This is a genomic window from Prevotella sp. P5-64 (assembly GCF_002251285.1).
In the GTDB taxonomy this organism is placed as follows: Bacteria; Bacteroidota; Bacteroidia; order Bacteroidales; family Bacteroidaceae; genus Prevotella.
The window spans coordinates 25,823-49,307 of sequence record NZ_NPJK01000076.1; the positions used below are offsets into that span (position 1 = coordinate 25,823).

Below are 23,485 nucleotides of genomic sequence, written 5' to 3' on the forward strand. Positions count from 1 at the left end.
CCATAAACCGTTAATACATCAATCTGTTTATTTATGCTCAATGTCTTAGTAATATTAGCTGCCATCGCGCCAGTAGCAGTTGTGATTTGGTACATCTACCGTAAGGACCGCAAGCAACCCGAACCGACGAAGTTGCTCATAAAGGCATTCATCTATGGCATACTCTCGGCACTGCTTACTCTGATGATAGTCATACCATTTGAAGCAATTACCGAATTTGCCAATGACGAGGTTTCAAACATAGGCAGCGCCATATTCAATGCCTTCTTTATGGCTGCGATACCAGAAGAGTTGGCAAAGTTGGTGATGCTGTGGCTGCTGTTGAGAAACAACCCATACTTCGACGAGCACTTCGACGGCATCGTGTATGCCGTATGTATAGGTATGGGATTTGCCGCTATCGAGAATGTTCTCTACCTTTTCGACAACTACGAGTCATGGATAAGCGTCGGCATAGCGAGAGCCTTGTTTGCTGTTCCAGGTCATTTCCTCGATGCAGTCATCATGGGATTCTATTACTCGCTATGGCATTTCCGAATCGTGCGCAACTGGCAGACATGCGCATTGATACTCGTCGGTCCTATTTTGGCCCACGGCATATACGACAGCATAGTATTCTCCATGAATATAGACGACTCATTAAGCGGCATTCTCCTCCTGCTATTCCTCCTGTTCCTCAACAAACTCAAGAATATATGCAAAAAGCACATCGCTGATTTGGTAAACCACTAAGGTAACAATGACTATAACAATATGAACACACATTACAATCTCGAGCGTTTCTCCTAAATCACAATTCAGCATCTGCGTCCTTGTGTAAGATGCTATGACAGTTGGAGAAAGGAGTCACCCGGATATCGCCTATACTGATGCTTTCGGCGACGACATCCGACGGCGTATGCTTCCAGACCCTCATCCTGTCGACCAACCTGCATTTGCGCTCGGCCTCTTCGCGATGGCGCAAAGCATCGCTGCGCTCTTGCGGGTCACATTTCCGTGCAAGGAGTTCATGGGCTTTAAGGTCTGCAGCCTGACGGATGACATCATAATAGATGAAGGTATCTGCAAAGATACTGGCAATTATCGGGATTCCAACATTCTTACCCAAGTTATTTTTATAGGATGGCAAACACAGTGACCATAGATAGCCATCCCGAGACCACCTTTGTCGATGAGTATCGGACGGCGCGGATGCTCGTATCGGATGAAACGCGGATACGTATCGGAAGATACGGAAGCCCGTACCTTCCGATACGAGCCGACAAACATCATCCCGGCGTCGGCGGAGGTCGTTATGCGATGACCGGCGGTGTCTTCACTATATATTTCATATATAGCTATATGCACCGACAGCGCTGTGGATAACCATGTGGATAACCTATGTATAACCGCGTGCATAACCTATGCAGATATCCACACTATAGGGGTGCGCGGAGCTCAGGGTGGGATATCCACAGAGAAATTAGACAGTTTTCAGCAAGTTTTCCATACTTTTATATGGTCAAAAGATATAAACTTATTAACTTTGCAAGATATACGCAGATGGTGTATAACTACATTTACTGTTGTCATTCAGCCGATTAATATTAGACACAGGTGTGTATAAGTGACTACCAAATGTGTATAATGCAAATCTGCAAACAATAAGGCTATAAGTTATCCACTTTTCCACAGTGTATTTAATTATAGTTTAAGAATAAGGAAATAAGATATAAATAAAAAATATAATAATGATGGTGAACAAAGAGTGGATTGACAAGGGTTGTATAGACGAACCTGTCGAGCAAGGTCTGAATCTCAAACAGGAGATACGCCGCATGTGTAAGGAGAAGGATGCCATCATCCTGGCACATTATTATACAGTAGGCGAGATACAGGAGATAGCCGACTTTGTGGGCGACTCCCTGGCCCTGGCCCGCAAGGCGGCAGAGACCGATGCCAAGGTGATGGTGATGTGTGGCGTACACTTTATGGCAGAGACTTGCAAACTGCTCTCGCCCGAAAAGACAGTGATATGCCCCGATCTCACGGCCGGCTGCTCGCTCGCTGACAGTTGCAAGGCAGAAGATCTGAAGAAGTTCAAGGACGAGCATCCGGGCTATAAGGTGGTATCGTATGTCAACACTACGGCTGCCGTCAAGGCGCTCACCGACTGTGTGGTGACCAGTGGCAATGCCAAGAAGGTGATAGACGCCTTCCCCAAGGACGAGAAGATTATCTTCGGCCCCGACTATAATCTGGGCAACTATATCAACAGCGTCACCGGTCGCCAGATGCTGCTCTGGAACGGCGGATGCCACGTGCATGAGAAGTTCTCTGTCGACGCCATCGTGCGTCTCAAGGCCGAGCACCCCGACGCCGTGGTTATGGCCCACCTCGAGTGCAAGGCTCCGGTGCTGGCTGTCGCCGATGTCAAGGGCAGCACAGCCACCATGCTCACCTACGCCCAGCAGAGCGACAAGCAGGAGTTTATCGTGGCCACCGAGGCTGGCATTCTGCACGAGCTCGAGCGCACCTGTCCCGACAAGCGCTTCTACCCCGTTCAGCCAGAGATGAGCGAGGGTGTGGGCTGCAGCTGCAACGAGTGCGAATACATGAAGAAGAATACGCTGCTCAAAATCTATAACTCTCTGCGCTACGGATGGCCTACGGTAGAGATAGACCCAGCCATCGCGCGCGACGCCGTCAAGCCCATCGAGAAGATGCTCTCGTTGAGCTGATGCAGCAAGTCACGCTGGGAGACAAAAGATGCGCCAGAATAGCTCATAAGGGCTGTTCTGGCGCATCTCCATTATATAGGTGGTAGGCGGAACTGTACAGGTGGTAGACCGAACGCCACTCACGCCTTGATGCCCAAGCACAGGCGCACGAGGCGGTAAGGCTGTCGCTGTGCCAACCGCGCCACGAGGGTGGGCAGATAGATGCCTGCAAGGATATTGAGGGCATAGAAGACCAGGAAAAGGCGCTCGTCGTAGAAGAGACGCTTCCACAGCACCAGCTCGACAAATGCCTGGAAAAACATCGACATGAGATAAATCTGGTAGATATAGTCGCGGAAACTGCCGAAGAGGCCCGGCAGACGGCGCGCCACGCTCTGCCCCACAGCCACGCACATCACGATGCCTGCCATGGATGTGGCGAGTCCGCCCACGACGCAGTAGGACGCAGCATAGACCGCCACGGCCGCCACGGCAACCAGCGGACTGTCTGTGAAACGATAGAGACGGTATCTGAAGAAGAAGATGCCGAAGTAGAAATAGACCAGATAGCGGTGCAGGTGATTGATGTAGAACACGTCGGGCAGCACGCTCTCCAAGTCGGCATGATAGATGCCCACGCTGAAGAGCAGCATCGCCACCGAGGCAGTGTGGTTGCGGCATACCGCCACAAAGAGGGGATAGAGCGCCATGAGCATGAGCAGCGTGGCGAGAAACCACAGATGGGCAGAGGGATGCCCTGTAAACCGGTAGAAGCACTCGGCATAGTAGGAGAGCGACAGGGGCACGGGGGTCTTGGCCCAGGTGCCAGCCAGGAGCTTGAACAGATAGTAGAAGGTGACGAAGAAGACAAAGGGGATGGCTATGCGCCGCAGCTTGTCGGCATAGAGTGCCCGGGTGGTCCACTCGCGGCGTATGCGGCTCAGGTAGAGCAGCCCGCCCGAGGTGAAGATGAAGAAGGGCATGCGTATGGGAGTGAAAATAGTGGGCAGGGTGGTGCAGAGACTGTGGTTCTCGCCAGTGGCCATGTCGACCAGCTGCACATGAAACATCACCACCAGCACGATGCTCAGCCCGCGCATCAGGCTCAGCCACTCCAGTCGTTCAGAAGGATGGTTGCTCGGCGGCATAGACACCTCAGTTTACGATGGCTATCTTGCACACGGTGCCCTTGCTGCCGTCGGCAGTGGCAGTCTGCACCATATACACTCCGCTCGCCACGCGGCGACCCTTGAGGTCGCATCCGTTCCACTCGAAGGTACCGCCATTGCTGCGGCCCTGGGCTACGAGCGTGCCCGAGGCGGTGACTATCTTGACATCGGCATTGTAGCTCAGCCCCACGATGGTGATAGGGCCGGTATAGTCTGGGTTCACGGGGTTGGGATAGGCATAGGTGTTGTCCTTGTTCATCTCGTCCACGGGCTCGGTGGCTCCGCTGCTGTAGGAGCAGAGTCCCTTGTCGGTGCCGATAAACACCTCGCCGGTGGCGGGATTGATGGCCATCGCCTGGATATTGTCAGAGAGCAGCTTGCTGTTGGTCTCGGTGAAGTGGGCTATCTGGGTCATGCAGTCGGCACTGATGAGATAGATGCCGTTGCCGTAGGTGCCCATCCACTTGCGTCCGCCGCCGTCGATGACGATGCACGAGATGTTGACGCCATCGAGCAGATAGTCGGCATAGTTGGTGCCATCGTTGCGGGGCACCTTGACCTGCTCGAATACGGGCGACTGCGAGGTTATCTCGCTGGGCGAGAGTCGCAGAGGGCCCACATTGGTGCCTATCCACATCTGATGGTCCTTGTCTTCGGCCACGCAGTGTACGTATTCCACGTTGACCGTGGTGCCGTCTTGGTTGACGAAGGAGGTATAGCTGTTGATGGCATCGCTCGAGGGCTGGTAGCAGAAGAGGCCGGTCTTCTTCCAGCTGTCGTTGACAAACCACATGAGGCTGCGGCTATCAAAGGTGATATCGCGCAGGTTGGTCAGCGACTTCAGAGGTTCCTTGTAGAGTGATGTCCACTGTCCGTCGGTGCCCAGACGTATGATGTTCTTCTCCTTGTTGATGCTGTTGAGCGCCCAGAGATTACCCTCGGTGTCGAACTTGACATCATGCACCACTACATACATCTTGTCGTCGGGATAGGTGGGCGAGAGGGCGCTGTTGTCATAACTGTAGTGACGCACAAACCGCCGGTCGCTGAACTCGTAGATACCCGTACGGCCCGAGACAAACACGTGGTTGGCATCGCGTGGGTCTACATCGATGGCATTGATGTCTTCAAAGTAGCCGTCGCCCAGTTGGCTGTTGATATCGTCCTGATAGACCTCCCAGTTGCTACCGTCGTAGACCTGGATGCCACCAGGCAGATGCAGGTCCTGGCTCACGGTGTAGCCTCCGCCCACGGTGTAGAGACGGCCGTTGTAGAAGCGCAGACAGCCGAAGTTGTTGTACTTGAGTCCGCCACGGTCCAGGTCTTTCACCATGTCGAGCAGCTTGCTGTCGGGCGTCTCCCAGATGTCGCTGTAAGCCCGGGCGTAGGTCCAGTTGGCTGGGTCCATCATGTTGGTGCCGAGAGCGGCTCGGTAGATGCCCTTGCCGCGCTGGGCAGTATAGAGATAGCCGCCTTCTACATAGCTGTATGCCACGGGGGTATGCAGATTGTAGGTCTCGCTGACCTCGGCGTTCTTCACATTGACCTTGACGATGCCGAAACCGGTGGAGAGATAGGCGTAGACGCCGTCGATACACACGTGGTTGATGGTCTTGTCCTCGGTCATGCTCTTGCGGTAGTAGTCGGGCAGATTGGTGATGTCGTCGTTGTTGCGCCCGCTCATCAGGTCGATGTTCTGGTTGCTGTAGACGATGACCAGCCTTGCTGCCTGCTGGCACCAGGCGATGTGGCTGATGGCGCAGTCGCTCAGTCCGTTGCACTTGTCAAAGGTGCGCACCTCGCCGTCGGCGGTATTGTAGGTGAAGAGATTGCCCGAGGCAAGCACATAGAGTCTCTTGCCGCCCTGCTCTATCCGGGTGATGTCGTGATAGGCCATATATGCCTTCCACAGACTGTTGTCGGCATGGGCGAAGACTGCCGCGATGGCAAGGAGCATGGTGAGGATATAGCGTTTCATAACCGAGAGTGTCGAGGGTGAGTTACTGTTTGAGATAATCGGCGAGTTTGGCCACGGCTCTGGCGCGGTGTGATATGCGGTTCTTGACCTCATCGCCCAGGGCGGCAAAGCTCTCGTCGTAGCCTTCGGGGACGAAGATGGGGTCGTAGCCGAAACCGCTGCTGCCCTGCTTCTCCTTGGCGATGGTGCCGCGCACGATGCCTTCGAAGAGGGTGTAGTCGGCTATGTCACTCTTGCGGGCCAGACAGATGACGGTGCGGAACTGCGCCCTGCGGTCGTCTTTGTCCTTGAGTCGGGCGAGCAGCTTCTGCATGTTGGCCTCTGAGTCGTGGTCGGTGCCGTCGGCATAGCGCGCCGAGTGTACGCCGGGTTCGCCGCCGAGGGCAGTGACCTCCAGACCGGTATCGTCGGCAAAGCAGTCGTAGTCGTAGTGCTCGGCTATGTAGCGTGCCTTCTGGATGGCGTTGCCCTCCAGGGTATTGGCGGTCTCGGGTATGTCTACGTGGCAGTCGATGTCCCGGAGCGACAGTACCTTGAACCTGTCGCCGAGGATGGCACGTATCTCGTCGAGCTTGTGTGAGTTGTTGGTGGCAAAGACTATCGCCCTGCCCTGCTGCTCCACCTCGGCAGCGCTGTGGGCGGTGTGTGATGATGGGTTCATATCATTCATTTTCTTGTTGCTGCTGTTGCAGTTCTTGCTCGTGTTCCTTATTCTTCTTGATCTTGACCTTGATGGGGTCAAAGCCCTCGCCATAGACACCGATGACGCTGCTCTGGCTGACGAAGGCGCGTGGGTCTATCATCTTGATGAGTCGGAAGATGAGCACACTCTCGCGCTTCTTGGCCAGGAGACAGATGACCTTCATCTCCTTGCCCGTGTACCATCCGTGACCGTCGAGGATGGTCAGCGTGTGGTCGGTCTTGCGCGTGATGGCTTCGGCTATCTTCTTGTAGTCCTTGGAGAAAATCATAAACTGTACCGACTGGCGCTGTACGTTCATCACGTAGTCTATCATCGTACACTCGATGACCATCGTGCATAGACCGAAGACCACCATCTGGCATCGCTGTGGAAACTCACCAAAGGTATCGATGGCAAGACAGCTGCTGATGATGACGAGGTCGACCATGATGAGTCCCTTGCCGAGCGAGACATTGAAGTGCTTGTTGACTACAGCGGCAATGATGTCGGTGCCGCCGGTGCTGCCGTTGTTCAGGAAGACTATGGCAAGTGCCGTACCGGTGAGCATACAGCCGATGATGAGCGACATGAAATCGTTGCCTTCGCCCATGAGCTTGTAGAACGTGCCGTCGGGCTGTTCCACTACCTTCTGAGCCAGGTCGAGCATCACGGTTATTACCACCGTGGCATAGATGGTCTTGGTGAGAAACTTGATGCCCAGTTCCTTCAGTGCCGCCACGATGAGCAGGGCGTTGATGATGAAGAATGTCCACTGCACTGGGAACTTGGTGGCATAGAAGATGATGGCTCCGATACCCGCGATGCCTCCGGTCACGATTTGATAGGGAAGCAGGAATACGGTGAAACCGAAGGTGTAGAGCATGAGTCCGAGGGTGATGTTGAAGTAGTCCTTCGTCTCCTGCCAGATCATATTACGGTCGATTGTCATAGGAGTTATAGTTGCATTGTTGTTTACTGTTTGTCTCTAAGCAAAAGAAGTCGTCGTCTTGCACACGCCGGGTTGTGGTGTGTGCAAGCGGCAACTTCCTCTGATGTAGTATTCTTGGTGTGCGTTGCCGCCCGATTACTTCACGACGACATTCACAATCTTCTTGGGCACTACGATTACCTTCACCACCTGCTTGCCGTCGATATACTTCTGGCTCAGCTCGTCGGCGAGCACTGCCTGCTGTATGGCGTCGTTGGTGGCATCGGCGGCAAACTTCTTCTGGAAGCGGGCCTTGCCGTTGAAGGAGATGGTGAGCTGCACCTCGCTCTCTACCAGGTATTGCTCGTTGCATACGGGCCACTGGGCGTCGCATACGCTGCCCTTCATGTTGAGTCGGCTCCACAGTTCTTCGGCGATATGGGGCGCGAAGGGAGCGATGAGCACGGTCAGGATGGTGAGCAGCTCACGGTTGTAGCACTTCTGCTGTCCCAGCTCGTTGACGCAAATCATAAAGGCAGAGATGGCAGTGTTGTATGAGAAGTTTTCGATGTCGGCGGTCACCTTCTTGATGAGCTTGTGCACACTCTTAAGGCTCTCTTTCGAGGGCTCGTCGTCGTTGACGCGGAACTCGTCGGTGCGGGGGGCGAAGTAGAGGTTCCACAGCTTCTTGAGGAAGCGGTGGCAGCCGTCGATACCATTGGTATCCCAGGGCTTGCTCTGCTCTACAGGGCCGAGAAACATCTCGTAGAGACGCAGCGTGTCGGCGCCGTACTGCTCGACGATCATGTCGGGGTTGACCACATTGAACATGGACTTCGACATCTTCTCTATGGCCCATCCGCAGACGTACTTGCCGTCTTCGAGCACAAACTCGGCGTTGGCAAACTCGGGGCGCCATGCCTTGAAGGCTTCGGTGTCGAGCACGTCGCCATGCACGATGTTGACATCGACGTGGATAGGTGTGACGTCATACTGGTCCTTCAGACCGAGCGACACAAAGCGCGGAGCGGCACTGTGGTTGTCGCTGTTGATGCGGTATACAAAGTTGGAGCGACCCTGTATCATACCCTGGTTGATGAGTTTCTGATAGGGCTCTTCCTTGCAGGTCACATTGTAGTCGTGCAGGAACTTGTTCCAGAAGCGCGAGTAGATGAGGTGGCCTGTGGCGTGCTCGGTACCACCCACATAGAGGTCTACATTCTGCCAGTAGTCGTTGGCTTCACGGCTTACCAGCTCATGGTCGTTGTGGGGGTCCATGTAGCGCAGATAGTAGGCGCTCGAACCGGCAAATCCGGGCATGGTGTAGAGCTCGATGGGGAATACGGTCTTGCCGTCGATGAGCTCCTTGTCGACCACCTGGTTGTTCTGGGTGTCCCAAGCCCATTTTCTGGCGCGGCCCAATGGAGGCTCGCCGCTCTCGGTGGGCTCGTACTTGTCTATCTCGGGCAGCTCGATGGGCAGATACTGCTCGGGTATCATGTAGGGAATGTCGTCCTTATAGTACACGGGGAAGGGTTCGCCCCAGTAGCGCTGGCGAGAGAAGATGGCGTCGCGCAGACGGTAGTTGACCTTGACGCGGCCCAGTCCCTTTTCGGTCACATAGCGCTTGGTGGCAGCGATGGCCTCCTTGACGGTGAGTCCGTTGAGCGAGAACTCGGTCTGCTTGCCCTCTACGGGCGAGTTGCACACGATGCCCTCCTTGGCGTCGTAGCTCTGCTCGCTCACGTCGGCACCCTCTATCAGCGGGATGATGGGCAGCGAGAAGTGCTTGGCAAAGGCGTAGTCGCGAGAGTCGTGGGCGGGAACTGCCATGATGGCGCCGGTGCCATAGCCCGCCAGCACATACTCAGAAACCCAGATGGGCAGAGCGTCGCCTGTCAATGGGTTGATGGCATACGAACCGGTAAACACGCCAGTGACCTTGCGGTCTGACATACGCTCCAGTTCGGTGCGCTTCTTCACATAGGCGAGATACTCCTCGACCTCGGCCTGCTGCTCGGGGGTGGTCACCTGGGCCACATATTCGCTCTCGGGAGCAAGCACCATAAAGGTGACGCCAAACATGGTGTCGGCACGGGTGGTGAAGATGGTGAAGCGTACATTGCTGTCCTTGACGCTGAACTGGACTTCGGTTCCTTCCGAACGGCCTATCCAGTTGCGCTGCGTTTCCTTCATCGAGTCGGTCCAGTCTACAGTCTCCAGACCGTCGAGCAGACGCTGGGCGTAGGCCGACACGCGCAGACACCACTGGCGCATCTTCTTCTGCACCACGGGATAGCCGCCGCGCACGCTCACACCCTCTACCACCTCGTCGTTGGCCAGCACGGTGCCCAGTCCGGCACACCAGTTGACCATAGTCTCGCCCAGGTAGGCTATGCGGTAGTTCATGAGCGTCTTCTGCTGCTCGTGCTCGTTCATGCTCTTCCAGTCGCGGGCAGAGAAGACAAGCTCTTCAGAGCAGGCCACATCCATGCCCAGTGTGCCGTTGTCCTCGAAGTGCTCGATGAGCTTGCTGATAGGCAGCGCCTTCTGCTGGGTGTTGGAGTAGTAAGAGTTGAACATCTTCTCAAAGGCCCACTGGGTCCAGTGGTAATATCCGGGGTCGCAGGTGCGCACCTCGCGGTCCCAGTCGAAGCAGAAGCCTATCTTGTCGAGCTGCTGGCGGTAGCGGGCAATATTGTTGACGGTCGTGATGGCAGGATGCTGACCCGTCTGGATGGCATACTGCTCGGCGGGCAGACCGTAGGCGTCGTAGCCCATAGGGTTGAGCACGTTGAAGCCCTGCAGACGCTTGTAGCGGGCAAAGATGTCGGAGGCGATATAGCCCAAGGGATGACCCACGTGGAGTCCGGCGCCCGAGGGATAGGGGAACATGTTGAGTACATAGAACTTCTTGCGGTTCTCGTCCTCAGTTACCTTGTAGGTGTTCATCTCCACCCAGTTTTTCTGCCACTTCTGCTCTATTTCTCTGAAGTTATATTCCATGTCGTTATCCAGTTTGTGTTACTTGTTCAGTTTCCAGGTCACACCGTCTTTGGTGTCTTTGATTTCAAAACCGTCGGCGGCAAGCTCGTCGCGTATCTTGTCGCTCGTGGCCCAGTCCTTGTCGGCCTTGGCCTTGGCGCGCAGCTCGAGCACCATGTCGACCACCTTGCCATAGGCTTCCTCGCGGGCATCGTTGTTCATGCCCTTCTCGCTCTTCAGACCCAGCAGGTCGAAGGCAAACAGCTGCATCGTAGACGAGAGCTCGGCGAGGTCGTCGGCAGAGATGGCAGCCTTGTGGTCGATGAGAGTATTGATGACGTGGCAAGCCTCGAAGAGATAGCTTATCACGAGGGGAGTCATGAAGTCGTCGTTCATGGCGTCGTAGCACTTCTGGCGCAGCGCAGCCACAAACTTGTGGGTCTCGGCGTCGCTCTCCTTGCCAGCCTGGATGCGCTCCATATCGGTAATGCCGTTGATGAGTCGCTCCAGACCCTTCTCCGAAGCCTTCAGAGCCTCGTTGGAGAAGTCTACAGTGCCACGATAGTGGGCAGAGAGGATAAAGAAGCGGATGGTCATCGGCGAGTAGGCCTGGTCGAGCGAAGCGTGGTCGCCGGTGAAGAACTGCTCGAGGGTGATGAAGTTGCCCAGCGACTTGCCCATCTTCTGGCCATTGATGGTAATCATGTTGTTGTGCATCCAGTAGTGCACCATCTGGTCGCCCTGACTGGCCACAGCCTGGGCTATCTCACACTCGTGGTGGGGGAAGATGAGGTCCATGCCGCCACCGTGGATGTCGAAGTGGTCGCCCAGATACTTGCGGCCCATGGCGGTACACTCGCAGTGCCAGCCGGGGAATCCGTCGCTCCAGGGACTGGGCCAGCGCATGATATGCTCGGGCTGGGCCTTCTTCCACAGGGCAAAGTCCACCTGGTTGTGCTTCTCGTCGGTGCCGGCGAGGTCGCGCGAGTGGTTGATGACATCCTCCAGATTGCGGCCCGAGAGGATGCCGTATTTATGGTCTTTGTTGTATTTCTCTACATCGAAGTACACAGAGCCGTTGCTCACGTAGGCATAGCCGTTGTCAAGAATCTGCTGCACCAGCTGCTCCTGCTCGATGATATGGCCCGTGGCGTGGGGCTCGATCGAGGGGGGAAGCACGTTGAGCATATCCATAGCCTGGTGGTAGCGGTTGGTATAGTGCTGGGCTATCTCCATAGGCTCGAGCTGCTCCAGTCGGGCCTTCTTCTCTATCTTGTCGTCGCCCTCATCGGCGTCGTGCTCCAGATGGCCCACGTCGGTGATGTTGCGCACATAGCGCACCTTGTAGCCCAGATGCTTCAGGTATCTGAAGAGGATATCAAACGTGATGGCGGGGCGGGCGTGGCCCAGATGGGGGTCGCCATATACGGTGGGGCCGCACACATACATGCCCACGTTGGGGGCATGCAAAGGCTTGAAGGCCTCCTTCTTGCGCGTCAGCGTGTTATAAATCAATAATGTTTGTTCCATTTTAGCTAAAATATTGTTGACTGCAAAGTTACTGATAAATGCCGATAAATACGAATAAACTCCCCTATAATTTAATAAGGTGTACCGCATAAGCGCAATTCCCCTACCCCACAGCCGACCTCATAGCCATCCCGCTGCGCACCACATCCCTCACGCCTGCCGTGCCCACCATCCCACTGCGCACCACATATCTCCCGCTGCGCACCGCCATCGTGCCCCCTGCCGTGCCCACCACTCCGCTGCGCACCTCTTTAATCTTGTTTCCGCGCTTTATTTTCACTAATTCAGGGCATGATATCATCATAGCGAACACAGATATCCATATTTCGCGCCCCGATTTCCCCACCAAGCTGCTCTCCACCTCTCCCGAAACAAGGGAAAAAACGAAAAAAGTGGCGATAACGTGCGAAAAGGGTACTTTTCAGCTGCCTTTTCGCACACTATCGCCACTTTTTAGACCATTTCAGTCGTTGTCAAACATATCGTTCATATCCAGTTTCACCGTCATTTGGTCGCTGTAAGCTCCTTGCGTCATACCAAACGTGGTTATCATAGTGGGTATAATCGACTTGTGGGTTTCGGTCTCTGCACGGAAAGCGTCGCGGCGGTGCATGATTCGCAGATATTCGTCCTTGTCCAGGGTGTATAGTGCCTCACTGTATTTGACTTCACACAGATTAATCATGCTGTCGGCCCTGTCGATGATGATATCTATCTGTGCCGCATCTTTATTCTTCCTGCTGCGCCATGAGTAGTATTCGGTGGCTACGCTCGCGATGCCCAGTGCTCTCTTTATCTGTGGTATATGGGCTTTGCATATACGCTCATAGGCGAGCCCGTACCATGTATTCACTTCTGGCGTGCCCACATGCTGGCTCCAGTAGTGCTGGTTGGTGTGGCCTTTGGTCACAAAAGTATTGTAGAAGATGGTGTAGAAGTCTGTGAGCTGATAGAGGGCGGAGTTGGTGTTGACCTTCTTCTCTCTGACATTGTTTTTGGAAATGAAGTCACAGTACACCAGGTCGTTGAGCATATCCCCTAACCTTCCGTTGTTGCTTTGCTTCAGTTCTTTGGCCATCTGAGCGCGCGTCAAGCCCTGCGGATGCTTGGCGAGGATATTGATGATTTCCACATAGGGTGTGCTGTTGCGAAATAACGAGGCAAAGAGGCGTCTGTATTCCTTGGCCAGCTCTGCATTCTCCCCGAAGAAGACTCTGTCGATGCCTATTGCCGGACTCTCGTTCTTCTCAAAGAGGCTCATATAGTAAGGTACACCGCCCACAGCCATGTAAGCCTGCAGGATACTTAGTCGCTGCCATGGGAATCCATTGGTATGGAAGTATTCTTCGGTTTCGGCGAGGGTAAAGGGATGCAAGGGCATTTCATGGGTAATCCGGTCGTGCAGGCCGCCATGATTGTCTATCACATTGCGCACCATCCACGACGTGGCGCTGCCACATATAATCAGCATAATCTCTGATTGCCAGTTGGCCCAACTGTTCCAGAAATGCCCGAGGGCATTTACAAAACCGGCTTTGGGCGTGTCGAGACACGGGAGTTCGTCGATAAATATCAGGCAGCGCCTTCCGGGCGTTATCTTCTCGGCAAGCAGCTGGCGCAGAGCCACAAAGGCATCCATCCAGTTGGTGTTCTTCCTTCCTTTATATCCATTCAACTTCATTGCAGCATGAAAAGCGGTCATCTGTTCGGCCTTGCTGCCTTCCAGCACGCCCGTCATGTCAAAGTCAAACTGTCCATTGAAGCGCTGACGGATAAGAAAAGTCTTTCCCACACGTCTTCTGCCATAGAGAGCCACAAACTCGGCTTTGCCCGAATGGTAGTATCTATCCAGCAGGTCAAGTTCCTTCTTTCTACCGATGATATTGACTGTCGCCATATTACTCGTTTTAGGTTAAAACTATGTTTCTGACGGTGCTAAGTTACGTAAAAAAAACGAAAAAAGTGGCGATAGTGTGCGAAAAGGGTACTTTTTTGATGTCTTTTCGCACACTATCGCCACTTTTTTGCCATTTCCATCCTATTTTGGGCATATTCCCCACCCCCCTCCTTTAGCTTTGCGTTGAGCCGGGAAGCAGAGGGCTTGCGCCAGAGAAAGGTCGGGATAATTCGGGCTGACCATATCAACTCCGGGGGTGACAAAAGAGAAAAGGTGTATCTGCCTGATGGTTGCAGATACACCTCCAGTATCGATGAGAGATGACTCTTACTTCACAGTGACAAGATAGTAGTTTTTCTTGCCGCGCTGTACGAGGAGGTACTTGCCGTTGATGACCTAATGAGGGCAAATCAATAATATCCAGCATCAAATCATAGCTGTCTTTCATACCATGATAATTAATGTAATTGCACATATTTCTCCTAAAAAAACCTCCAAAAATGTTATGTTTCTATCTAAAAGACAAGAAATCGTTATTGGAAAGTTTTTTTCTCGACTTAATGCTTGCACAATTCATATTATCTTTCTATATTTGCAGTGCTAGAACCCGCCAAGCCTCTCAACGATGCTCAAATGTGCGGGTCGTTTTTTTATTAACCATATGTCAAATACTATACCGTTCACCAAGGGCTATTCATCGCCACATGACCTCGTCTCGTTGCTGCAATCAAGAGGTCTTTCCATTTCCGACACATCGAAGGCGGAACATTACTTGGAGCATATCGGCTATTACCGACTCTCTGCTTATATGCATCCATTGCTCAAGATGCCGAAAGAGCGTCATATATATAAACCCGATGCGACATTCAGCAAGGTAATGATGTTGTATCGATTTGATAAAAAGCTGCGTCTATTATTGTTTAATGATCTTGAGAAGATTGAAATTGCTGTGCGTAGTGCGATAGTCAACATCGGTAGTTCAATGACAGGTGCCCCCTTCTGGATAACAGATTCCGCTAACTTTGTCAGCTCCCCAAAGTTTCAAAAGACAATAGATTTGATAGACCATGAGCTTCGCAAATCAAAAGAGGAATTCATTATCCATTTCAAGGAGACATATTCTGACCCATATCCACCAGCATGGATTGTTTCAGAAATACTTCCTTTCGGTATCATCACAAACATATACAGCAACATCAAGGATAAAAAGATAAAGAAAAGAATCTCTCAATCATTTGGGCTGCAAATAGCGCCATTTGAATCTTGGCTGACTATTGTGACACTGACAAGGAATGCATGTTGCCATCACTCGAGAGTTTGGAACAAGCACAATACTATCCGTCCAATGGTACCTAATAGGATGGTCTATCCTTGGATTACGCTTCAGACGGATTCGCTTCGCATCTACTATAATATATGTATCATTAAGTATTTCTTGGATGTCATATCTCCAAACAATGATATGCTTCAGAAGATGAAGACGTTATTTGCAGATTATCCAGAGGTAGATTTGAATGCACTTGGTTTCCCTCAAGGATGGGAAAATGAGCCACTCTGGAGATAACAATATTAGGATAAAGCCTGCTGTCTGTGATGTCTTCACCGTCAGTAGGCTTTACTTTTCATAGATTCGGCATTTACTCATCAAAAAAGCGTGGCTCGGAGACTCCGGACCACGCTTTGGGCTATCTATATTTATGTTCTTACTTCACAGTGACAAGATAGTAGTTTTTCTTACCGCGCTGTACGAGGAGGTACTTGCCGTCGATGAGGTCGTCGGTGGTGATGACCTGGTCAAAGGCTGTGAGTTTCTCCTTGTTGAGCGATACGCCGCCACCCTGTACGAGCTTGCGCATCTCGCCCTTGCTGGCGAAAATCTTGACATCGTCGCGGGTGAAGAGCTCTACGGCGGGCTGACCCAACTGGTCCTTGGCGAGGGTGAAGTGGGGCACTCCGGCGAAGACATCGAGCAGTGTGGCCTCGTCGAGTTTCTGCAGGTTCTCCTTGGTGGCTTTGCCGAAGAGGATGTTGCTGGCCTCGATAGCCATCTGCAGGTCTTCCTCTGAGTGTACCATTACGGTAACCTCTTCTGCCAGACGACGCTGCAGCACGCGGCGGCCTGGGTCCTGACGGTGCTCGTCGATGAGCGCCTCGATGGTCTCGCGGTCGAGCGAGGTGAATATCTTGATGTACTTCTCGGCTTCCTCGTCGCCCACGTTGAGCCAGAACTGGTAGAAGGCGTAAGGCGTGGTGCGGTTGCGGTCGAGCCAGATGTTGCCGCTCTCGGTCTTGCCAAACTTCTTGCCGTCGGCCTTGGTGATGAGCGGACAGGTGAGGCAGTAGGCTTCGGCCTCTGAGCCGAGGGTGCGACGTATGAGCTCGGTGCCTGTGGTCATGTTGCCCCACTGGTCGTTACCGCCGAGCTGCAGCTGTACGCCGTGTCTCTGATAGAGGTACAGGAAATCGTAGCCCTGGAGCAACTGGTAGGTGAACTCGGTGAATGAGAGTCCGTCGCGGGCCTCTCCGTTGAGTCGCTTCTGCACGCTGTCCTTGGCCATCATATAGTTTACGGTGATGTGCTTGCCCACCTCGCGTGCGAAGTCGAGGAAGGTGAAGTCCTTCATCCAGTCGTAGTTGTTGACCATCTCTGCCTTGTTGGGCTCGTTGCCGTCGAAGTCGAGGAATTTGGATACCTGCTTCTTGATGGCTTCCTGGTTGTGGTAGAGGGTGTCGGCGTCGAGCAGATTGCGCTCCTGGCTCTTGCCCGATGGGTCTCCAATCATACCCGTGGCACCTCCCACGAGCAGGTAAGGCTTGTGGCCGCAGCGCTGCAGGTGTCGCAGCATCATGATGCCACAGAGGTGGCCTATATGGAGTGAGTCGGCGGTGGGGTCGGTGCCCAGGTATGCCGATACCATCTGCTTCTGCAGAAACTCTTCGGTACCTGGCATTATCTGCGCCAGCATACCGCGCCATTTCAGTTCTTCTACAAAGTTTTTCATTCTGTTTATGTTTTTGTTCGTTGTTTCTGTCTTGGTCTCTAAGGCACGGGGTCGTAGCCCGAACCGCCCCAGGGATGGCATCTCAGTATGCGACGCACGGCGAGCCAGAGTCCGCGTATGGGCCCGTGCTTGACGATGGCTTGTCGCGCATATTCAGAGCATGTGGGGGTAAATCGGCATGATGCCGGAGTGAATGGGGTGATACATTTCTGGTAGAAAAGTATGGGTAAAAGCAAGAGCCATGTCAGCGCCTTTACCATCCAGCGGCCTATAGACTTGATGGCGTTCATAGACATTCGCTGATACGGGTCAGGAGTCTGACCATACGGTTTTCTACCTCAGAGGAGGGGTATTTCTCATTGGTGAGCCACACGAAGGCCATGGCTACGGATTCGTGGTCGTCGGTGAGGTTCTGGGTAATCATCGACTTGTGGCGTCGGAAAGCCTCGCGCACCTGTCTCTTCACCCTGTTGCGGTCTACGGCATGCTTGAAGTAGCGCTTGGGAACGCTCACGAGCATCGCGGCACGGGGCTGGTCGTCGACGATGGTGCGCTTCATAAACACAACTCTCAGCGGAAACGCCGTCATCGAACGTCCGTTTCCTGTAAAGAGCTCGTTTATCAGCTTCTTGCTGCATATACGCTCTTCCTTGGATAGCGTGAATCTTTCAGCAGCCGACATGGGTATGGTTGTGCTTATTTGCTGTTGCTGAGATATGCCTTGAGGGCGCTGGTCATTGACGGATGTTCCTTGCTGGGGGCTGCCAGATCGAGGCGCAGACCCTCATCGGTGATGGTCTTGGCGGTGGCAGGACCGAAGGCGGCTATCTTGATGTCGCCCTGCTCGAAGTCGGGGAAATTGCTCTTGAGCGCCTTGACGCCGGTAGGACTGAAGAACACCAGCATGTCAAAGTCAAACTTCTTCTTCTCCTCCTCGCTGAAGTCGTTGCTCACGGTGCGATACATCACACACTCCTGGTGGTGCAGCTTCTTCTCGTTGAGCATCTTCTCGACGTCGTCGTTGTGTACGTCGCTCATCGGCACGAGATACTTTTCGGTCTTGTGCTTCACCATGAGAGGAATAAGGTCCTTGATTTTACCAGTATTGGTGAAGAATACCTTGCGCTTGCGATACTGCACATATTTCTGTATGTACAGGGCTATGGTCTCGAGCACGCAGAAGTACTTCATGTCCTCGGGGATGGTGATGCGCATCTCCTTGGCCAGCTTGAAATAGTTGTCTATGGCATGGCGCGAGGTGAAGACCACAGCTGTATAATCGAGGAGGTTTATTTTCTGCTGACGAAACTCTTTTGCGGTTAATCCCTCAACCTTGAAGAATGGGCGAAAGACACACTCTACTCCATAGTCTTTCTCTATGTCGTAATAAGGGGATTTTTCACTGGATGGTTTTGGCTGTGAGATTAAAATTTTCTTCATTATTTTGTCCTAAAAATTTATTTTCAAATACCCGTTGATTATCGTCAGTCCTCCCCAAAGCATGAGTAGAGGTACTATTTCAAGGGCACAAAAGTACAAAAATATTTGGAAACTAAGGGAATTCTTACTGAAAAAAATGATAAACTGCTTGCAAAGAGTCAGTATTTTGGCAGATGCGATGGTCAAGCCTACATAAAAGAGCGTGAAATAGACGGGCATTTCAAAGAAAGTCTGTAGCATGACTACAGGGAATAACACCACGCCTTCGGTGGCTGCCACGAAGAGGTTGGACTTCTGAATCTGTAAATTTTCTTTACTGCCGAAGAACGTCCAGTTGACCACCCACGACAGGGCGGTTTTGACCAGAAAATAGGCCATGATTACTGCCACGTAAATGGCTATCACCTGATAGGTTTCTATCATGAATGTTTCGCCTATTCGGGTGCGGGTGTAGAAGAAGAAGCTCAGTGCCAGCATCAGGCAGGTCTGTATCATCAGCGCCACCTGGAATCTTATCTCGCTGGAGGTCTCGGGGATGACGGTGGTGTTGTCGCTGTGATTGGTGTAGAAGAATTTCTTTACCTGGCGCATAAAGAAACCCTTGCTCTGGGTGAAGGCTACCATGATGAGTACGAACCCACCTAGGAGGATGCTCACGAAGAAGTCGTCGTTGGCGATGGTGTAGGGCACAGGCGTGCCTGCCACTCCCAGTCGGCCTCCCCGCAGCTCGGGATGAAAAAGGGAATCCTTCGCGAAGAAGGATTCCTTATAATATTGTGGCAGACTGAACTTCTTGTAGCTCTTCCCCGCAGGCCAGCCAGGCAGATGGAGCGTATCGGGACACTGGCTCCATGTGATTTTGCATGGCTTGATGTTGGCCCTGATGGCAGAATCCATCTGGGCGGGCGTAGCCGTGCGCGGCAGCCAGCTCAGCACCTCGGCGGGGGTGAGCTCGTGATGGGCCGCGGGCTGCTGTGTGGCAGCCGTGTCCATCGTGTGGGTCAGCGTGTCAGTCTGCTGTTGCATCATTTCAGGTCGAACGCTTTACGGATGTTGTCCACGCTGTCGAGCTTTTCCCATGTGAAGAGCTCTACATCGATGGTACGTGTCTCGTGATAGTGGCTGGTGAAGGTCTTGGTCACCACCTCGTTCTTGCGACCCATGTGTCCGTAGGCTGCAGTCTCCAGATACATGGGCTGGCGCAGCTTGAACTTGCGCTCGATGGCCTTGGGGCGCAGGTCAAACATCTCCTTGATTTTGGCGGCTATCTCGCCGTCGCTCATAGCCACGTGGCTGCGTCCGTAGGTGTTTACATATACGCTCACGGGCTCTGCCACGCCGATGGCGTAAGCCAGCTGCACGAGCATCTCATCGGCCACTCCGGCAGCCACCATGTTCTTGGCGATGTAGCGGGCGGCATAGGCAGCCGAGCGGTCTACCTTGCTCGAGTCTTTGCCAGAGAATGCGCCACCACCGTGGCCGCCCTTGCCACCATAGGTGTCGACGATAATCTTGCGGCCGGTAAGACCGGTGTCGCCGTGGGGACCTCCGATGACAAACTTGCCGGTGGGGTTGACGTAGTACTTGATGTCGTCGCCGAAGAGCGCCAGCACCTTCTCGCTGTGTATCTGGGCCTTGACGCGGGGCATGAGTATATGGAGCACATCTTCCTTGATGCGGGCCAGCATGCGGTCGTCGTCATCGTCGAACTCGTCGTGCTGTGTGCTCACCACGATGGTGTCGATGCGCTGGGGCACGTTGTCGTCGCTGTATTCCACGGTGACCTGACTCTTGGAGTCGGGGCGCAGATAGGTCATCTCCTTGCCTTCCTTGCGTATGTCGGCGAGAGTGGTCATGATGAGGTGGGCCAGGTCGAGCGAAACGGGCATGTAGTTTTCGGTCTCGTTGCAAGCGTAGCCGAACATCATGCCCTGGTCGCCGGCACCCTGGTTGTCTTCCTCCTCACGGCTCACGCCGCGGTTGATGTCGGCGCTCTGCTCGTGGATGGCGCTCAGTATGCCGCATGAGTTGCCGTCAAACTGGTATTCGGCTTTGGTGTAGCCGATATTCTTGATGGTCTTGCGGGCGATGGCCTGCAGGTCGATGTAAGCCTCAGAGGTCACTTCGCCCATGATGACCACCTGTCCGGTGGTCACAAAGGTCTCGATGGCGCAGTGTGCCTTGTCGTCGTAAGCCAGAAACTGGTCGAGCAAAGCGTCTGATATCTGGTCGGAAACCTTGTCGGGATGTCCTTCGGATACCGACTCAGATGAAAATAGATATGACATGTCTTTTTTTCTTTGTATTTAGTTTATTCCTTAAAGTCGGCAGGGAGCATAACCACCTCGATGCGGTTGCCCTGCTTTACAAATTCCTTCATGAAGTTGCAGATGTCCTCGGGCTTGATGCTCTTGAGCACATCGGCATAGCGTGTGTGCCATTCCACACCATACTTGTTGTAGGTGTTGATGGTGTTCATCCAGTAGCCATTGGTCTTGACGGCGAGCTCAAACTGCTTGCCCATCTGCTCCTTGACCTTGTGCAGCTTCTCGGCGTCGCAGGTCTTGGTCAGAGCCTCTACCTCGCCCAGCAGGATGGTGCGGGCGGTGTCGGCCTTGGCGGGCTTCACGGGGCACTGAGCCATAATCTGTGCCAGGGTATAGCCGTCTTCTTCGTGGCTCTGTCCGCCGTAGGCACCTACAGAGTAGGCAGCGCTGGCTTCCTCGCGTATCTTCTCCAGATAAATCATGGAGAGCACCTGACCTACCACCTGGCTGTTGATGCTGTTTTCGAGTGTCCAGGGCATCTGGTCGTTGTACCACATGGTGACGTTCATGGCCTTGGGAGTCTCCATCTTGCGTGTGAAGTTGTTGACTACCTCGCCCTTGACCAGCTGGCCCAGACGGTGACCCTTCTTGGCCTTCTTCTTAGAGGGCAGCGAGCCGAGATACTGGCACACCAACTGGCGCAGAGCCGCCTCGTCGAAGTTGCCCACGAAGGTGAAAGTGAAGTTGCCTGTGTTGGCGGTCATCTCTTTGGCTATCTGCAGGATGCGGTCATAGTTCACGTGCTGCAGGTCGCTCTCCTTGACGGCGCGATGGCGTGGGTTGTGGCCATAGAGTGTGGCGGTGAGCGAGTCAGAGTATGCCGACATGGGGTCCGAGGCGCGGTTCTTGAGCGTCAGAGCCATGGTGGTCATCAGGTTCTGGTATGCGTCCTGGTCCTTGTTGATGTGGGTGAGATAGAGGTATGTGAGCTGTAGCATGGTCTCCACGTCCTGAGGTGTGGAGCTGCCGGTCACGTTGACCGAGGTCTGTCCCAGACTCAGGTCAGCATTGGCTATCTTGCCTGCCAGAGCCTTGTCGAGCTCGGTACTGCTGAAGTTGCCCAGTCCGCTTACGCCGATGACCTCGTCGAAGAGCTGCAGATTGGCCCAGTCGTCCATGCCGTAGAGCGAGCTGCCGCCTGCACATTCGCCGGTCATGCGTACCTCGTCCTTCTTGTAGTCGGTCTTCTTCAGCACCACCTTGATGCCGTTGCTCAGCGTGAGTTCCTTGAAGCCCAGAGTCTTGTTTTCGGTCTCTTTCTTTATCTTTCCTGCCTTGGGGAGCTTCTGGATGAGAGGCTCGTTCTTCACGTTGTCCACGTAGGCAGTCACTTCAGCCTTGCGGGCAGCCTCGACGGCGGCGAGCAGAGACTCCTGGGTGGGATAGGCAGCGCCTTCCTTCTCCACGTTGAAGTTCATGATGACCATATTGCTGTCGTTCATGGTGATATACTCCTTGAACATGGCGTTGATCATGTCTACGTTGAGTGTGGGCAGCACCTGTTTCATCACCGCATAGCTGAAGTCGATAGAGGGCAGACAGTCGTTGTTGAGGAAGTTGCCCAGTATCTGGTTGAAGAGTTGGGTGTTGGTGCGCTTGTCGCGGTTGGTATACTGCTTTTCGAGCATGCTCAGCGCGTCTTTGCGTGCGCGGTCAAACTCGGAGGCTGTAAATCCGAACTCTGCCACGCGTCGTGCCTCTACGAGAGCGGCTGTCAGAGCGGCTTCTGTCTGTCCCTCCTTGGGAATGATGCCAATGGTGAAGGCGTCCTTGGTCTTGGCAAAGATGTAGTTGCCATCGTTGCCCGAAGCGGCCACGTAGGGGCAGTCGGCCTTCTGCACCGCCTCGTTGTAGCGGGTTGCCAGCATGGCCTCTCCCAGAGCCTGGGCCTCGCGGCTTATCATGTACATGAGTGTAGAGCGCAGACTGTCGGGGGTGGCGTCGTGCTTGAACATCACCTGGACCACGTTGCTGTTCTGTTCCTTGTCCTTGTCTATCACTACGATTGGTTTCGCGTTGTCGGGCACGGGCTCCTCTGTCACCTTACCGGCTTCGGGGCTGGCCTGGATGCCGCTGAAGAGCTTCTTGATGAGCGCTTCGGTGTGGGCCACATCCACGTCGCCCACCACGATGATGCCCTGGTTCTCGGGGTTGTACCACTTCTCATAGTAGTCGCGCAGCTCCTGATACTTGAAATTGTCTATCACGCTCATCAGACCGATGGGCATGCGCTGGCCATACTTGCTGCCAGGATAGAGGGCAGGCAGGGCGCGCTCAAACATGCGCTGCGAAGCGCTCGAGCGCAGTCGCCACTCCTCGTGTATCACTCCGCGCTCCTTGTCTATCTCCTTGGGAGCCAGAGTCAGGGCGTTGGCCCAGTCGTAGAGTATCAGCATGCACGAGTCGAGTGCAGACTGGCGCGCGGTGGGCACGTTGTCGATGTTGTACACCGTCTGGTCAATGCTGGTATAGGCGTTGAGGTCGGCTCCAAATCTTACACCCAGAGTCTCCAGATAGCGTATCAGTCCATTGTCGGGGAAGTGCTCGGTGCCATTGAAGCACATGTGCTCGAGGAAGTGGGCCAGACCGCGCTGGCTCTCATTCTCCTGCAGCGAGCCTACCTTCTGGGCGATGTAGAAGTTGGCACGATGTTCGGGCCATCCGTTGTGGCGGATGTAGTAAGTCAGACCGTTATCCAGCTTACCCATGCGTACTGCGGTATCCATAGGTACCGTCATGTTCATTTGGGCTTGCGCCATCACTACTGTCAAGAGTAGCAGCGCCAGCGTAAGAGACTTTTTCATCATAGTCGTGTTATTGTTATAATTACGTGTTATCTATATAAATA

At 53.7% G+C, this 23,485-nt stretch carries 20 protein-coding genes; 4 read left to right on the plus strand and 16 right to left on the minus strand.

Annotated elements, in window-relative coordinates:
• Positions 1 to 81 precede the first annotated feature (81 nt).
• The gene (locus CIK87_RS13135; protein ID WP_158216258.1) at positions 82 to 732 is read left to right on the plus strand and encodes a PrsW family intramembrane metalloprotease; all 651 of its coding nucleotides are present in this window, start codon (positions 82 to 84) and stop codon (positions 730 to 732) included.
• Between the two features lie 58 nt (positions 733 to 790).
• Here the strand turns inward: CIK87_RS13135 and CIK87_RS14150 are convergent, their stop codons facing one another.
• Positions 791 to 1,108, minus strand: a complete 318-nt coding sequence (locus tag CIK87_RS14150; protein ID WP_144008229.1) for a hypothetical protein — start codon at positions 1,106 to 1,108, stop codon at positions 791 to 793.
• A 26-nt stretch (positions 1,109 to 1,134) separates the two neighbouring features.
• Here CIK87_RS14150 and CIK87_RS14155 point away from each other — a divergent pair, with 26 nt between their 5' ends.
• Both CIK87_RS14155 and nadA read left to right on the plus strand, forming a co-directional pair.
• Entirely contained in the window at positions 1,135 to 1,365 is a 231-nt protein-coding gene (locus CIK87_RS14155) for a hypothetical protein (protein ID WP_144008230.1), read from the plus strand.
• Between the two features lie 368 nt (positions 1,366 to 1,733).
• Positions 1,734 to 2,720, plus strand: coding sequence for a quinolinate synthase NadA (gene nadA, locus CIK87_RS13145; RefSeq protein ID WP_094387647.1), 987 nt, complete (start codon positions 1,734 to 1,736; stop codon positions 2,718 to 2,720).
• A gap of 119 nt (positions 2,721 to 2,839) precedes the next feature.
• Here nadA and CIK87_RS13150 read toward each other — a convergent pair whose 3' ends face one another.
• From CIK87_RS13150 to CIK87_RS13185, 8 genes are all read right to left on the minus strand, one after another.
• The gene (locus CIK87_RS13150; protein ID WP_094387542.1) at positions 2,840 to 3,847 is read right to left on the minus strand and encodes an acyltransferase; all 1,008 of its coding nucleotides are present in this window, start codon (positions 3,845 to 3,847) and stop codon (positions 2,840 to 2,842) included.
• A gap of 7 nt (positions 3,848 to 3,854) precedes the next feature.
• A complete protein-coding gene (locus CIK87_RS13155; RefSeq protein WP_094387543.1) occupies positions 3,855 to 5,846 on the minus strand; it encodes a two-component regulator propeller domain-containing protein in 1,992 nt (663 codons plus the stop codon).
• Positions 5,847 to 5,868: 22 nt separating this feature from the next.
• The gene (locus tag CIK87_RS13160; RefSeq protein WP_254046092.1) at positions 5,869 to 6,507 is read right to left on the minus strand and encodes a non-canonical purine NTP diphosphatase; all 639 of its coding nucleotides are present in this window, start codon (positions 6,505 to 6,507) and stop codon (positions 5,869 to 5,871) included.
• A gap of 1 nt (position 6,508) precedes the next feature.
• A complete protein-coding gene (locus CIK87_RS13165) occupies positions 6,509 to 7,477 on the minus strand; it encodes a YitT family protein (protein ID WP_022310926.1) in 969 nt (322 codons plus the stop codon).
• Between the two features lie 135 nt (positions 7,478 to 7,612).
• Positions 7,613 to 10,462 carry a leucine--tRNA ligase gene (gene leuS / locus CIK87_RS13170; protein WP_094387545.1) on the minus strand — a complete coding sequence of 950 codons (2,850 nt, stop codon included), beginning with the start codon at positions 10,460 to 10,462 and terminating at the stop codon, positions 7,613 to 7,615.
• Positions 10,463 to 10,480: 18 nt separating this feature from the next.
• Positions 10,481 to 11,971 carry a cysteine--tRNA ligase gene (cysS, locus tag CIK87_RS13175; protein WP_022310928.1) on the minus strand — a complete coding sequence of 497 codons (1,491 nt, stop codon included), beginning with the start codon at positions 11,969 to 11,971 and terminating at the stop codon, positions 10,481 to 10,483.
• Positions 11,972 to 12,074: 103 nt separating this feature from the next.
• Positions 12,075 to 12,275, minus strand: a complete 201-nt coding sequence (locus tag CIK87_RS13180) for a hypothetical protein (RefSeq protein ID WP_144008231.1) — start codon at positions 12,273 to 12,275, stop codon at positions 12,075 to 12,077.
• A gap of 159 nt (positions 12,276 to 12,434) precedes the next feature.
• On the minus strand, positions 12,435 to 13,868 hold the full coding sequence (locus CIK87_RS13185; RefSeq protein ID WP_094387547.1) for an ATP-binding protein: 1,434 nt from the start codon (positions 13,866 to 13,868) through the stop codon (positions 12,435 to 12,437).
• A gap of 661 nt (positions 13,869 to 14,529) precedes the next feature.
• Between CIK87_RS13185 and CIK87_RS13190 the strand changes: the two genes are divergently transcribed.
• Positions 14,530 to 15,432 (plus strand): Abi family protein, encoded by a 903-nt coding sequence (locus tag CIK87_RS13190; RefSeq protein WP_094387648.1) that lies wholly within the window; start codon positions 14,530 to 14,532, stop codon positions 15,430 to 15,432.
• A 139-nt stretch (positions 15,433 to 15,571) separates the two neighbouring features.
• Here the strand turns inward: CIK87_RS13190 and tyrS are convergent, their stop codons facing one another.
• From tyrS to CIK87_RS13225, 7 genes are read right to left on the minus strand one after another with little or no spacing between them, the layout of a single operon-like run.
• On the minus strand, positions 15,572 to 16,870 hold the full coding sequence (tyrS, locus tag CIK87_RS13195) for a tyrosine--tRNA ligase (protein WP_094387548.1): 1,299 nt from the start codon (positions 16,868 to 16,870) through the stop codon (positions 15,572 to 15,574).
• A 38-nt stretch (positions 16,871 to 16,908) separates the two neighbouring features.
• The gene (gene yidD / locus CIK87_RS13200) at positions 16,909 to 17,160 is read right to left on the minus strand and encodes a membrane protein insertion efficiency factor YidD (protein ID WP_094387549.1); all 252 of its coding nucleotides are present in this window, start codon (positions 17,158 to 17,160) and stop codon (positions 16,909 to 16,911) included.
• Positions 17,157 to 17,552 (minus strand): ribonuclease P protein component, encoded by a 396-nt coding sequence (locus CIK87_RS13205; RefSeq protein ID WP_094387550.1) that lies wholly within the window; start codon positions 17,550 to 17,552, stop codon positions 17,157 to 17,159. The genes yidD and CIK87_RS13205 overlap by 4 nt, the downstream gene beginning before the upstream one ends.
• A gap of 14 nt (positions 17,553 to 17,566) precedes the next feature.
• Positions 17,567 to 18,313 carry a uroporphyrinogen-III synthase gene (locus CIK87_RS13210; protein WP_094387551.1) on the minus strand — a complete coding sequence of 249 codons (747 nt, stop codon included), beginning with the start codon at positions 18,311 to 18,313 and terminating at the stop codon, positions 17,567 to 17,569.
• Between the two features lie 6 nt (positions 18,314 to 18,319).
• The gene (locus CIK87_RS13215) at positions 18,320 to 19,339 is read right to left on the minus strand and encodes a DUF4271 domain-containing protein (RefSeq protein WP_254046116.1); all 1,020 of its coding nucleotides are present in this window, start codon (positions 19,337 to 19,339) and stop codon (positions 18,320 to 18,322) included.
• Positions 19,336 to 20,598 (minus strand): methionine adenosyltransferase, encoded by a 1,263-nt coding sequence (metK, locus tag CIK87_RS13220; protein WP_022310936.1) that lies wholly within the window; start codon positions 20,596 to 20,598, stop codon positions 19,336 to 19,338. Before metK ends, CIK87_RS13215 begins: the two co-directional genes overlap by 4 nt.
• Positions 20,599 to 20,621: 23 nt before the next feature.
• Positions 20,622 to 23,444: a pitrilysin family protein gene (locus CIK87_RS13225; RefSeq protein WP_094387552.1), complete on the minus strand. Its 2,823-nt coding sequence runs from the start codon at positions 23,442 to 23,444 to the stop codon at positions 20,622 to 20,624.
• Positions 23,445 to 23,485 lie beyond the last annotated feature (41 nt).